The 12,666-nt window shown below is 59.2% G+C and carries 16 protein-coding genes; 1 reads left to right on the top strand and 15 read right to left on the bottom strand.

Annotated elements, in window-relative coordinates:
* Positions 1-96 precede the first annotated feature (96 nt).
* The 14 genes from ABD919_RS13685 to ABD919_RS13620 form a co-directional block, all read right to left on the bottom strand.
* On the bottom strand, positions 97-591 hold the full coding sequence (locus ABD919_RS13685; RefSeq protein WP_345236587.1) for a YegJ family protein: 495 nt from the start codon (positions 589-591) through the stop codon (positions 97-99).
* Between the two features lie 75 nt (positions 592-666).
* On the bottom strand, positions 667-903 hold the full coding sequence (locus tag ABD919_RS13680) for an NADH-quinone oxidoreductase subunit J family protein (protein ID WP_345236586.1): 237 nt from the start codon (positions 901-903) through the stop codon (positions 667-669).
* Positions 900-1,313, bottom strand: a complete 414-nt coding sequence (locus tag ABD919_RS13675) for an HNH endonuclease (RefSeq protein WP_345236585.1) — start codon at positions 1,311-1,313, stop codon at positions 900-902. The genes ABD919_RS13680 and ABD919_RS13675 overlap by 4 nt, the downstream gene beginning before the upstream one ends.
* Positions 1,310-1,543 (bottom strand): hypothetical protein, encoded by a 234-nt coding sequence (locus tag ABD919_RS13670; RefSeq protein ID WP_345236584.1) that lies wholly within the window; start codon positions 1,541-1,543, stop codon positions 1,310-1,312. Before ABD919_RS13670 ends, ABD919_RS13675 begins: the two co-directional genes overlap by 4 nt.
* A 79-nt stretch (positions 1,544-1,622) precedes the next feature.
* Complete coding sequence (locus ABD919_RS13665) at positions 1,623-2,132, bottom strand: NADH-quinone oxidoreductase subunit J family protein (protein ID WP_345236583.1); 510 nt, start codon at positions 2,130-2,132, stop codon at positions 1,623-1,625.
* A 109-nt stretch (positions 2,133-2,241) separates the two neighbouring features.
* Positions 2,242-2,820: a NuoI/complex I 23 kDa subunit family protein gene (locus ABD919_RS13660; protein WP_345236582.1), complete on the bottom strand. Its 579-nt coding sequence runs from the start codon at positions 2,818-2,820 to the stop codon at positions 2,242-2,244.
* A 5-nt stretch (positions 2,821-2,825) separates the two neighbouring features.
* Complete coding sequence (gene nuoH / locus ABD919_RS13655; protein ID WP_345236581.1) at positions 2,826-3,905, bottom strand: NADH-quinone oxidoreductase subunit NuoH; 1,080 nt, start codon at positions 3,903-3,905, stop codon at positions 2,826-2,828.
* A gap of 99 nt (positions 3,906-4,004) precedes the next feature.
* Complete coding sequence (locus ABD919_RS13650) at positions 4,005-5,021, bottom strand: NADH-quinone oxidoreductase subunit G (protein ID WP_345236580.1); 1,017 nt, start codon at positions 5,019-5,021, stop codon at positions 4,005-4,007.
* Positions 5,022-5,150: 129 nt separating this feature from the next.
* Positions 5,151-6,491 carry an NADH-quinone oxidoreductase subunit NuoF gene (nuoF, locus tag ABD919_RS13645; protein WP_345236579.1) on the bottom strand — a complete coding sequence of 447 codons (1,341 nt, stop codon included), beginning with the start codon at positions 6,489-6,491 and terminating at the stop codon, positions 5,151-5,153.
* Between the two features lies 1 nt (position 6,492).
* On the bottom strand, positions 6,493-7,065 hold the full coding sequence (locus ABD919_RS13640) for an NADH-quinone oxidoreductase subunit NuoE family protein (RefSeq protein ID WP_345236578.1): 573 nt from the start codon (positions 7,063-7,065) through the stop codon (positions 6,493-6,495).
* A gap of 20 nt (positions 7,066-7,085) precedes the next feature.
* The gene (gene nuoD / locus ABD919_RS13635) at positions 7,086-8,348 is read right to left on the bottom strand and encodes an NADH dehydrogenase (quinone) subunit D (protein WP_345236577.1); all 1,263 of its coding nucleotides are present in this window, start codon (positions 8,346-8,348) and stop codon (positions 7,086-7,088) included.
* Positions 8,349-8,462: 114 nt separating this feature from the next.
* On the bottom strand, positions 8,463-9,023 hold the full coding sequence (locus ABD919_RS13630) for an NADH-quinone oxidoreductase subunit C (RefSeq protein ID WP_345236576.1): 561 nt from the start codon (positions 9,021-9,023) through the stop codon (positions 8,463-8,465).
* Positions 9,024-9,122: 99 nt separating this feature from the next.
* Complete coding sequence (locus ABD919_RS13625) at positions 9,123-9,674, bottom strand: NADH-quinone oxidoreductase subunit B (RefSeq protein ID WP_345236575.1); 552 nt, start codon at positions 9,672-9,674, stop codon at positions 9,123-9,125.
* Between the two features lie 75 nt (positions 9,675-9,749).
* Positions 9,750-10,142, bottom strand: coding sequence for an NADH-quinone oxidoreductase subunit A (locus ABD919_RS13620; RefSeq protein ID WP_345236574.1), 393 nt, complete (start codon positions 10,140-10,142; stop codon positions 9,750-9,752).
* A gap of 130 nt (positions 10,143-10,272) precedes the next feature.
* Between ABD919_RS13620 and ABD919_RS13615 the strand changes: the two genes are divergently transcribed.
* A complete protein-coding gene (locus tag ABD919_RS13615; protein WP_345236573.1) occupies positions 10,273-10,896 on the top strand; it encodes a Uma2 family endonuclease in 624 nt (207 codons plus the stop codon).
* Positions 10,897-10,968: 72 nt separating this feature from the next.
* Here ABD919_RS13615 and pruA read toward each other — a convergent pair whose 3' ends face one another.
* Positions 10,969-12,636, bottom strand: a complete 1,668-nt coding sequence (gene pruA, locus ABD919_RS13610) for an L-glutamate gamma-semialdehyde dehydrogenase (RefSeq protein WP_345236572.1) — start codon at positions 12,634-12,636, stop codon at positions 10,969-10,971.
* Between the last annotated feature and the right edge of the window lie 30 nt (positions 12,637-12,666).

Here is a 12,666-nt window from a genome sequence, read left to right as displayed (position 1 = left end):
TAACCCGAATTGCAAGCGAAAGTTGGCAGGGCCAAAGTTCGGACTACCTGTTAAACTTAAATAAAAAGCGGCGCTTGGTCAATCAAGCGCCGCTTTTTATTTGATAGTCCAATTGGTGCTTTTATCAAATTCTGCTCTTTGCTCTGGGTTCATTCGATTGCGAAGCAGCCTGATGGAGTATCCCCCAATCAGCACGCCATTTTTGGTGTAGTTCCAATCAGCTACGCGGGCTGTATCAAATTCTACTTTCTCGCCATATTTTACTTCCTGAGTGTACTCTGGCGTGTTATCGACGGTTCCATACCATTTTCCGTCTTCAAGTGAAAGCTCTCCTAACCATAGATACTCATTATCGCCGCCTGCAGCAAATGGTAGTTTAACCGCAAAACTATGTGCAGTACTATCATGATTCTGGACTACAGCCAAAAATTGAGCTAACGTAGCTTTGGCAGCTTTTTCAGATGCTTTCATCTCCGGGTCATCTGGGGCGACATCATAGATGCCTTTGGCTGATGACGAGCCTGACGAGTCGCACGATGAAAAAAGCACTGAAGCAACTGCAATTAGCAGATAACTGAAATTTAGTCGCATTGTAGAATGTGGCAATGGATAAAAAAGCGGCAGCTGAGACCTCAGCTGCCGCTTTTCGCTTTTAAAGAATCAAGCTTAGAAGTTCCGTTCCCCGGTCTCGCGTTTGCCCAGCATCACCGAGCCGACCATGGCAGCCAGCAACAGGATGGAGGCCAGCTCGAAGGGCAGGGCGTAGCCCTTGAACAGCATCAGGCCCAGGCGGTCGACCATGCCAATCTGGGAGTCGAAGGTGGCGGCGTCGTAGCCGGCAGGCTGCACATTGCGCAGGGCCAGCATGCCCACCATAGTGAAGAGAAATAAAGTGAGTTTCAACTAAAGAAGCGCTTCGCTTTGACAAGTGCTTCGCGTTCTAATATGCGTTCAGGTGTATTGAACGCCAATAAGCGGATGGTAGCTTCGGCAATGGGAGTTTTCGCTTGAATGATTAAGCCCACCACCGCAAAGTGTTCGGCCCATTCATCTGTCCTGGGGTTGAACAGCCGAACCAGCGTGCCACCAGTTGCCAACGAAGCAATATCGCTGCCCTTCCGTTGGTTGCAGAAGGTACAGGCATAAGCCAAATTCTCTGCGGTAGTAGGGCCACCGTGTTTCTCGCTAATAATATGGTCGACCTGACAACCTAGGAAGGTGTCTTCCTCTGCAAGATGGCAATACTCGCAACGGTTTGTTGCCCGCGATGCTACCTGCCGCCGTAGGGCTGCGTTGATGTAAGCATTGCTCATGCTGCCAGCCGGTGGCGGGCCTTGGCCTTAGCCAAGCGTAGCAGATGTTCCAACTGCAAGTAATGAGCTAACTCTTGGCTTTCGGCCGTATCAAGGCCACTGTTTTTTTCGCGTCGAATGAGGTCGGCTACTCTTTCCTGCACATTCTCAGATGGACGGTAGGCCACCAGTTTGTCCGGCGTAAAGCCATTAGCCAGCCAATCTATAATTTCCTCGTAAGCGCGATTCATAGCGACAAGATACACCGTTCGCAAACAAAAGCGGCAGCTGAGACCTCAGCTGCCGCTTTTCGCTTTTAAAGAATCAAGCTTAGAAGTTCCGTTCCCCGGTCTCGCGCTTGCCCAGCATCACCGAGCCGACCATAGCAGCCAGCAGCAGGATGGAAGCCAGCTCGAAGGGCAGGGCGTAGTCCTTGAACAGCACCAGGCCCAGGCGGTCGACCATGCCAATCTGGGAGTCGAAGGTGGCGGCGTCGTAGCCGGCAGGCTGCACGTTGCGCAGGGCGGCTACCAGCACCAGCATGAGCGAGCCGCCAGCGATGGCGGCAGCCAGCTTGGCCAGGGCCGGCTTGTGCGGCTCGGTGTCCTTGTTCAGGTTCAGGAACATAATCACGAACAGGAACAGCACCATGATGGCGCCGGCGTACACGATGATGTTCACGGCGGCCAGGAACTGCGCGTTCAGCAGCAGGTAGTGGCCCGACAGCGAGAAGAACGTGAGAATGAGGAACAGCACGCTGTGTACCGGGTTTTTGGCCAGTACCACGCCCAGGGCGCTCAGCAGGGCGACGAAGGAAAGAAAGAGAAAGAGAGGAGACATGTCTTGGTTGTTAGTTGTCAGTTGTCAGTTATCAGTTGTCAGGACTGTTCTGATAAAGCCGCTGTCAGAACGAACTGACAACTGACAACGAACAACTGACAACAGAAAACTAGGCAACTTGGGAGCGCAATTTAGCGGCCTGCTCGTCGGTAAGCTGAATGCCGCGCTTGGAGCGGGCATCGGGGTTTACCGGCTCCACGAGGCGGTCTTTGCCGTAGATGAACTCATCACGCTCGTAGCGCGGCGGCGCCATCTTGTCGGCCTGCAGGTACACGGCTGCTTTGGGGCAGGCTTCCTCGCACAAGCCACAGAAGATGCAGCGCAGCATGTTGATTTCGTAGCTGATGGCGTACTTCTCCTCGCGGTAGAGGTGCTCTTCGCCTTTCTTGCGCTCGCCGGCCACCATGGTAATGGCTTCGGCGGGGCAGGCCACGGCGCAGAGGCCGCAGGCGGTGCAGCGCTCCCGGCCGGCTTCGTCGCGCTTAAGCACGTGCAGGCCGCGGAACACCGGCGAGAAGGGCCGCTGCTCTTCGGGGTAACGAATGGTAACCTGTTTCTTGGTGACAGCACGGAAGAAGTGCTGCATGGTGATGGAGAGGCCCTGAAAGATGGCCGGCAGGTACGCCCGCTCGGCCAGCGTCATCGGCTTTTTCTCCAGGACTTTGGCGCGTTTGCTAAGGGATTCCATACTGTTTATTTAATCACGCCGAACGTAATCAGCCCGCCGGTGAGCAGGATGTTGAAGATGGCGAGGGGGATGAGGATGGTCCAGCCCAGGCGCATCAGCTGGTCGTAGCGGAAGCGGGGCAGGGTCCAGCGCACCCACATGAAGAAGAAGATAAAACCGAAGATTTTGCCGAACATAGTCAGCAGGCCCAGGCCGGAAATGATGTTCTGGGCCGTTACCAGGTCCAGGTTCTGAGCCGATACCAGCCAGTCGCGCAGCTCAAACTGGAAGGGGAAGTTGAAGCCCCCAAAGTAGAGCACGCTCATCACGGCCGAGGCCACGAAAACGTTGATGTACTCGGCAAAGAGGTAGAGACCCATTTTCATGGAGCTGTACTCGGTGTGGTAGCCGCCCACCAGCTCGGTTTCGCACTCGGGCAGGTCGAAGGGCGTGCGGTTGGTTTCGGCGAAGGCGCATACCAGGAAGATGATAAAGCCCAGGGGCTGCTTCACCACGTTCCAGAACTGCCACTCGCCGGCTACCGACTGCTGCAGGGTGATTTCGCGCAGCGACAAGGTGCCCGACATCATGAGCACGGCAATCAGGGCCAGGCCCATGGCCAGCTCGTAGCTGATGTTCTGCGAGGCGGCCCGGATGGCGCCCAGCAGCGAGAACTTGTTGTTGGAGGCCCAGCCGCCAATCATGATGCCGTACACGCCCAGCGACACGATGCCGAACACGTAGAGCATGCCCACGTTCACTTCAATGCCCTGCAGGCGGATGACGTTGTCGCCAAACTGCAGGTAGTTGCCGAAGGGAATAACGGCCGAGGCCATCAGGGCCGTGACCATGGCCAGGCAGGGGCCAAACACGAACAGGGCCTTGTTGGCGCCGGCCGGGAAAAACTCTTCCTTGGTGAAGAGCTTCACGGCATCAGCCAGGGGCTGGGCCAGGCCCCAGGGGCCGGCGCGGTCCGGCCCCACCCGGTCCTGCAGGAAGGCCGCAATTACGCGCTCCGCATAGGTAGAGTAGGTAGCAATGAGCAGCGAGATGCCGAAGATGGCCAGGATAACGATGCCTTGCCAGGCGAGAGGGGGGAAATCCATTTCTTGGTTGTCAGTTGTTCGTTGTCAGTTGTCAGGGTTGTTCTAAAGTCAGCTTTGCCAGCACGAACTGACAACTGACAACGAACAACTGACAACTAATTAACCATTCAGGCCGCCGAGCTTGAGCGGTGGGTTGCGTTCGAGGTCGCGGGTGGTGCTTTCGGGCAGGTCGGCAATAACCTGGGGGTTCACCACCGGCAGCTCGTAGTGGTTGGCCGAGATAACCGAGGCGCGGTCGATGTGGGCCGGGCCTTCGATGGTCCAGTCGGAGGTTTCCTTTTTGTCGAAGCGGCAGGTGTTGCAAATCCACTCCTTCACTTCGCCGTACTGGTCTTTGCGGGCCGTCACGCGCAGCACGTCCTTGCCCTTGTACCAGAGCACGACTTTGCCGCAGCACTTCTCGTTTTCGCAGTCGCGGTGGGCATTTACCGGCTTGGTAAACCACACGCGCTGCTTGAAGCGGAAGGTTTTATCGGTCAGGGCGCCCACCGGGCACACGTCGATGACGTTGCCGCTGAACTCGTTGTCGATAACGTTCTCGATGTAAGTGCCGATTTCGGCGGCGTCGCCGCGGCCGAGCACGCCATGCACGCGCTTATCGGTCAGCTGGTCGGCGGTGTACACGCAGCGGTAGCATAGAATGCAGCGCGTCATGTGCAGCTGAATGAGCGGGCCGATGTCGATTTTCTCGAAGGTGCGGCGCTCTTCCTCGTAGCGGGTGGTGCCCACGCCGTGCTCGAAAGCGAAGTTCTGCAGGTCGCACTCGCCGGCCTGGTCGCACACCGGGCAGTCGAGGGGGTGGTTGATGAGCAGCATCTCCACGATGCCCTTGCGCACGTCGAGCACCTGGGGGTTGGTGGTGTTTTCCACCACCATGCCGTCCTGCACCGGCGTTACGCACGAGGCCACCAGCTTGGGCATGGGGCGCGGGTCTTTGGCCGAGCCGGCGGCCACGCGCACGAGGCAGGCGCGGCACTTGCCGCCCGAGCCTTTCAGCGGGGTGTAGTAGCACATGGCGGGCGGCACCACGCCCCCGCCGATTTTGCGGGCCGCGTTGAGGATGGTGGTTCCGTCCGGAACTTCCACCTCAATGCCGTCGAAGGTTATTTTAGCCATTGGGTTTATGATGAGACCTTAGACCTTAGACATGAGACGTTAGAAAGTTCTGTTGTCTGAACAATTCCAGAACAATTCTAATGTCTCATGTCTAAGGTCTCATGTCTTTCTTGCTAAATGAATAATTAACTATGCCAGCACCCCAGCCGCGCGGTAAACCGCGCCGGGAGCGGTGGCTTCTTTGGGGTTGGTCACGTGCCACTCAAACTCGTGGCGGAAGTGACGCACGGCGGCGGCCACCGGCCACGCGGCGGCTTCGCCGAGCGGGCAGATGGTGTTGCCTTCAATCTGCTTGGCCACGCTCACGATGAGGTCGATGTCGTGCATCGAGCCGTGGCCGTGTTCGAGGCGGTGCAGCACTTTCTCCAGCCAGCCGGTGCCCTCACGGCAGGGCGAGCATTGCCCGCACGACTCGTGGTGGTAGAAGCGGCTGAAGTTCCAGGTGTTGCGCACGATGCAGGTCGTCTCGTCCATGGCGATGAAGCCGCCCGAGCCCAGCATGGTGCCGGTTACGAAGCCACCGTCGCTCAACGACTCGTAGGTCATGAGGCGGTCTTCGCCGGCGGCGGTTTTCAGAATCAGCTCCTTGGGCAGAATCGGCACGGAGGAGCCGCCGGCTACCACAGCTTTCAGGTCGCGGCCTTTCCAGATGCCGCCGCAGTACTCGTCGGAGTAGATAAACTCCTCCACGGGCACGCCCAGCTCAATCTCGTAGATGCCGGGCTTATTCAGGTGGCCGCAGGCGGAGATAAGCTTGGTGCCGGTGCTGCGGCCCACGCCGATTTTGGCGTACTCGTCGCCGCCGTCGTTCACGATGGGCACTACTGCAGCGATGGACTCCACGTTGTTGACCACCGTAGGGCGGGCGTAGAGGCCCTGCACGGCCGGGAACGGGGGCTTGTTGCGCGGGTTGCCGCGCTTGCCTTCCAGCGATTCCAGCAGGGCGGTTTCCTCGCCGCAGATGTAGGCGCCGCCACCGGGGTGAACGTGCAGGTCGAGGTTGTAGCCCGACCCCAGGATGTTCTTGCCCAGGAAGCCGTTGGCGTAAGCCTCGGCAATGGCTTTCTCCAGGATGCGCAGCACGTAGAGCAGCTCGCCGCGGATGTAGATGTAGGAGGTGTTGGCGCCCAGCGCGTAGCTGCTGGTAATCATGCCCTCGATGAGCAGGTGGGGCAGACGCGTCATCAGCTCCCGGTCCTTGAAGGTGCCGGGCTCCGACTCGTCGGCGTTGCACACGAGGTAGCGGGGCACGCCCTCGGGCTTGGCCAGGAAGCTCCACTTCATGCCGGTGGGGAAGCCGGCGCCGCCGCGGCCGCGCAGGCCCGACTTCTTCACTTCTTCCACCACCTCGTCGGGCGTCATGGTTTTGAGCGCCTTCTCCACGGAGCGGTAGCCGCCGTGCTTGCGGTATACGTCGAAGGTGTCGATGCCTTCAACCTTGATATGTTCGGTTAATAGCTTGCGGCCCATGTTAGTTGTTCTTCAGGGAGTTGGGCAGCCCGGTTTCTTCCCAGGGCAGAATGGGGCGGTGCACCAGGCTGCGCAGCTCGTTGAGCATGCCATCCACCGCTTCGTTGGTGTCGAGGTTTTCGTAGTACTTCTCGCGTACCTGCACCACGGGAGCGAAGCCGCAGGCGGCCAGGCACTCCACTTCTTTTAAGGTAAAGTTGCCGTCGGGCGAAGTCTCGCCCACTTTGGCGCCGGTGATGCGCTCCAGGTGCTGGGTCAGCTCGTCGGAGCCGCGCAGCATGCAGGGGCCCGTGCGGCAGATTTCCAGCACGTGCTTGCCCACCGGCTTGAGGTTGAACATGGTGTAGAAGGTCGACACCTCGTACACCTCAATCGGGCGCAAACCCAGGGTTTCGGCTACCAGGTCCTGCACCTCGGGGCTTACCCAGCCCCCAAACTCGGCCTGGGCAATGTGCAGGATGGGCAGCAGGGCCGACTTGCTGCGGTCCTCGGGGTAGTGGGCAATAAGGCGCTTAATCTCCGCCTGGGCGGCGGGGGAAAACTGGGGTTTGGCGGGCGCGGTGGTCGGTTCCATATCAGTCAGATTCACAAGGGCTAGGCGTCCAGCTCGCCGGCAATAACGTTCATCGAGCTCAGGATGACAATGGCATCGGAAAGGCTCGTGCCCACCACCATCTCGGAGTAGGCCTGGTAATAGATAAAGCAGGGGCGGCGGAAGTGCAGGCGATAAGGCGTGCGGCCCCCGTCGGAAATCAGGTAGAAGCCCAGCTCGCCGTTGCCGCCCTCTACCGAGTGGTACACTTCACCCACCGGTGCTTCAATCTCACCCATGATGATTTTGAAGTGGTAGATGAGGGCCTCCATGTTTTTGTACACGGCCTGCTTGGGGGGCAGGTAGTAGTGCGGAGCATCGGCGTGGAAGGGGCCTTCGGGCAGGTTTTCCAGGGCCTGGTTGATGATGCGCAGGCTCTGCCAGATTTCCTCGTTGCGCACAATGAAACGGTCGTAGGTGTCGCCGTTGGTGCCCACCGGGATGTCGAACTCGAAGTCCTGGTAAGAAGAGTAGGGGTTCATGGCACGCACGTCGTAGTCGACGCCCGCGGCCCGCAGGTTGGGGCCGGTGAAGCCGTAGTTCAGGGCCTTTTCTGCTGAGATGGGGCCCACGTTCACCACGCGGTCCATGAAAATGCGGTTGCGGTTGAACATCTTCTCAAACTCGCGCATCACCGGCGGGAACTCCTTCAGCCACTTGCGCAGCTTTTCCAGGGCCACGGGCGAGAAGTCGCGCTCCATGCCGCCTACACGGCCCATGTTGGTGGTCAGGCGCGAGCCGCACACCTCCTCGTAAATCTCGTAAATCTTCTCGCGCTCCTGGAACACGTACAGGAAGCCGGTGAAGGCCCCCGTATCCACGCCCAGGATGGAGTTGCAGATGAGGTGGTCGGCGATGCGGGCCAGCTCCATCATAATCACGCGCATGTACTGCGCCCGCTTGGGCACGGTGATGCCGAGCAGCTTCTCTACCGTCATGTGCCAGCCCATGTTGTTGATGGGCGACGAACAGTAGTTCATGCGGTCCGTCAGCGGCGTAATCTGGTAGAAAGGCCGGCGCTCGGCGATTTTCTCAAAGGCGCGGTGGATGTAGCCGATGGTGGGCACGCCGGAGATAATCCGCTCGCCGTCCATCTGCAGGATGTTCTGGAAGATGCCGTGCGTGGCCGGGTGCGTGGGGCCCAGGTTCAGCGTCGTCAGCTCCTGGCTGAAGTCGTTGAGGGTGGGCACCAGCTGGTTGTGCTGCTGGGCGGCGGCCTCCTCGTGTATTTTGTGGGTGCCTGCCAGCGTGTCGTTTACTGCCATATTCAGGATAGAGCTTAGATATTAGAACTTAGAGCTTAGAAAAGCATAAGAAAGAGCTTCGCAATCATGCAGGGTCTCAGTTCTAAGCTCTACCATCTAAGTTCTAAAAAGAGGTTATCGGCCGAAAAACAGGTCGGTTTTGTCTTCGCGGGTACCGTCCTCGAGCGGGTATTGGCGCCGCATGGGGAAGTAGTCCATATCCTCGACGTTGAGGATGCGAATCAGATTGGGGTGGCCGGTGAAGACGATGCCGAAGAAGTCGTAGGCCTCGCGCTCCATCCAGTTGGCGGTGGAGTAGAGGTCGGTCAGGGTCGGCACCACCGGGTCGGCGATGGGGAAGAAAATCTTGATGCGCAGCCGGATGTTGTGCACCAGGCTGTGCAGATGGTAAATCATGCCCAGCTCCTGGCCCTCATTCTCGGGGTAGTGAATCCCGCACATGGTGGTCAGGAAGTGAAACTTCAGCTCCTGGTCCTGCTGCAGGCCGGCAATGATGTCGTGAATGCGCTCCCGCGTGGCAGTCACCGTGAGCAGACCGTAAGGCTCGTGCACGTCGGTAAAAGTGGTTTCACCAAACAGGCGGTGCAGCAAGCTCAGCACCTGCGCGTTCTGCGCTTTAATCGGGTCTTCGGCAGCAGCCGCTTCGGGCGCGGCACCAGTTTCCTGAGGGTTCATTCGGAGTTGTTGTTAGTTGTCAGTTGTTAGTTGTCAGTTGTCAGTCGAACGAAAAAGCTCATCTTACTAACAACTGACAACTGACAACTAACAACCAATTTACTTAATGTTGTAAGACGCCAGCAGGGCCTGGTACTCGGGCGAGTTGCGGCGGCGGAAGGATTCATTTTTGGCCAGGTCCTGAATGCGCATCAGGCCGTCGAGCACCTGCTCGGGGCGGGGCGGGCAGCCGGGCACGTACACGTCGACCGGGATGATGCGGTCGATGCCCTGCAGCACGGAGTAGGAGTCGAAGATGCCGCCCGAGCAGGCGCAGGCGCCCATGGCCAGCACCCAGCGGGGCTCGGCCATCTGCTCGTACACCTGCTTCACGATGGGCGCCATCTTCTTAGCGATGGTGCCCATCACCATCAGCAGGTCGGCCTGCCGGGGCGAGAAGGAGGGGCGCTCCGAGCCGAAGCGGGAGATGTCGTAGTGCGAGCCCATGGTGGCCATAAACTCGATGCCGCAGCAGGAGGTGGCGAAGGGCAGAGGCCAGAGCGAGTTGGCGCGGGCAATGCCCACGACTTTTTCGAGCGAGGTGGCAAAGAAGCCAGCGCCTTCAATCCCCTCGGGGGCCTCTACGGTTTTGATTTCCGGAACACGGTCCATAAGTCGAAAAGTCAGAAGTGAAGGGGAAAATCCCGTTTTCCCAACACCTGCTTGGAGCGGAAAGTTTGTTTATAACTACGCTTCGTTCCAGCGCAGAATGCCTTTTTTGATGACGTAGACGAAGCCGGCCATCAGCAGGCCCATGAAGATGAACATGGCGATGAAGCCTTCGTTGCCCAGGGCGCGGAAGTTCACCGCCCAGGGGTACATGAAGATAACCTCGACGTCGAACAGCACGAACAGAATGGCCGTGAGGAAGTACTTCACCGAAATCGGGGTGCGGGCGTTGCCGATGGACTCGATGCCGCACTCAAAGGACGAGTCCTTCACGGTGGAGTGACGCTTGGGGCCCACGAGGTGGGACACAATCATGGCGAAAGCCACAAAAGCCAGGGCGAGGCCGAACTGAATAACAATTGGCAGGTAATCGACGGGCTGGTAATTAACGGCAGGAAGGGCTAGTAGCATAGGAGTCAGAATGTAATAAAACCCAGCGCACGGGCGCTAAAGGGCAAAGGTAGGGCTTGCGGGTTTGGGGTGCAACGTATACCGGTTTGCGGGCCGGAGCGCCTTATCTTTGAACACAAAGGAACAAGCCATGGGAGAAGCAGAACCGACGCGCCGCCGCTACACGGTGGAAGAGTATTTCGCACTTGAAGAACAGAGTGAGGTGAGGCACGAGTTTTTTGACGGCGAGGTGTTTGCCATGGCCGGAGCGAGCGTGCCGCACAATTTGCTGGCAGTAAATTTTGTAAGCTCGTTTAAGCAAGCTCTGCGGGGCCGGCCCTGCAAAGCCGTGATGGAGGGCGTGCAGCTGGCCGTGCAGCAAGGCCGCCACTATGTGTACCCGGACGTGATGATAAGCTGTGACCCGGCCGACCAGCTGGCGCAGCTCACTTTTCAGGCTCCGGTGCTCATCGTGGAAGTATTGTCGCCCTCCACGGAGGATTATGACCGGGGACAGAAGTTCAACCAGTACAAGAAGCTGCCTTCGCTGCAGCATTACCTGCTGGTGTCTCAGAATTCCTGGCTGGTGGAATGGCGTCGTCGGGAGGCCAACAATGGGTGGAGCTTCATGCCTTTGGTGGAAGAAACCGATGCCTTGGTAATTCCCGAGCTGAACATCAGCCTGACAGTGGCCGAGATTTATGAAGGCACCGGGGTTGCTCCCTTGCGAATCGTTGAGGAGCCAGTAGTGCAGTATGCAGGGCAGCGGCCTTAAGAGCATAAGGTTGATAACTAAAAAGGCCGCCCCAGCAACTGGAGCGGCCTTCTTATTTGTCAGCAGCCGGGCTTAAAAGCCGCCGGCGGCCACGTCCAGCTTCTCGCCGGTGTCGGTGCCCAGGAAGGGGTAGCGGTAGTCCACGGGTGGCACGAAGGTTTCCTTGATGGCGCGGGGCGACACCCAGCGCAGCAGGTTGAGCATAGAGCCGGCCTTGTCGTTGGTGCCGGAGGCGCGGGCCCCGCCGAAGGGCTGCTGGCCCACCACGGCGCCAGTGGGCTTGTCGTTGATGTAGAAGTTGCCGGCCGCGTTCTGCAGGCGCTTGCTGGCCAGGTCGATGGCGTACCGGTCTTGCGAGAACACGGCGCCGGTGAGGGCGTAGGGCGAGGTGCTGTCCACCAGGTCCAGGGTTTCCTCGAACTTGTCGGCGTCGTACACGTGCACGGTCAGCACGGGGCCGAACAGCTCCTCGCACATGGTCACGTACTTGGGGTCTTTGGCTACAATAACCGTGGGCTCCACGAAGTAGCCTTTGGACTTGTCGTAGTTGCCACCGGCGATGATTTCAGCGTCCGGGTCGTTCTTGGCGCCGTCGATGTACTTAGCCAGCTTGTCGAACGAGGCTTCGGTAATCACGGCGTTGATGAAGTTGGAGAAGTCTTCCACGTCGCCCATCTTCATCGACTTGAGGTCTTCGACCAGATAGCCTTTGATTTCCTCGTAGAGGTTGCTGGGCAGGTACACCCGCGAGGCCGCCGAGCATTTCTGGCCCTGGTACTCGAAAGCGCCGCGGCTGATGGCCGTGGCCACGGCCTTGGCGTGGGCCGAGGGGTGGGCCAGGATGAAGTCCTTGCCGCCGGTCTCGCCCACGATGCGCGGGTAAGACTTGTACTTGTGAATGTTCTGGCCGATGGTCTTCCAGATGTTCTGGAACACGCCGGTGGAGCCGGTGAAGTGGATGCCGGCAAAGTCGCGGTGGTTGAACAGCACCTCCCCAGCGGTGGGGCCGTCCACATACACCAGGTTGATGACGCCATCGGGCACGCCGGCTTCCTTGAATAGCTCCATCAGCACCTGGGCCGAGTAAATCTGGGTGTTGGCGGGCTTCCACACCACCACGTTGCCCATCATTGCCACGCAGGAGGGCAGGTTGCCGGCGATGGAGGTGAAGTTGAACGGCGTGAGGGCAAACACGAAGCCTTCGAGCGGGCGGTGCTCGAGGCGGTTCCACATGCCGGCCGAGGACTGGGGCTGCTGCTCGTACAGCTCGCGCATGAAGTGCACGTTGTAGCGGAAGAAGTCAATCAGCTCGCAGGCCGCGTCGATTTCGGCCTGGAAGGCGTTTTTGCTCTGGCCCAGCATGGTGGCCGCGTTGATGCGGGCGCGGAAGGGGCCGGCCAGCAGCTCGGCGGCCTTCAGGAAGATGGCGGCGCGGTGCTCCCAGGGCATCTCGGCCCACATAGGACGGGCAGCCAGGGCGGCGTCGACGGCCTGCTGCACGTGGCTGGCGTCACCGGCGTGGAAGTGGCCCAGGGTATGCTGGTGGTCGTGGGGCGGGCTGATGCGCTCCAGCTTGCCGGTGCGCACTTCCTGGCCGCCGATGTGCATGGGAATATCCAGCTCCAGCTGCTTGAGGCGCTTGAGCTCGCGGTGCAGCTCGGCGCGCTCGGGCGAGCCGGGGGCGTAGCCTTTTACTGGTTCGTTAACCGGGGTGGGGACGTTGAAAAAGCCGTTGGCCATAGTAGTTACTGGTTTTTGGTTGCTGGTTTC

This window comes from Hymenobacter saemangeumensis (assembly GCF_039541835.1).
Taxonomy (GTDB): Bacteria; Bacteroidota; Bacteroidia; order Cytophagales; family Hymenobacteraceae; genus Hymenobacter; species Hymenobacter saemangeumensis.
Note: the sequence above shows the minus strand (reverse complement) of the source record. Positions and strands in the feature narration are given on the sequence as shown.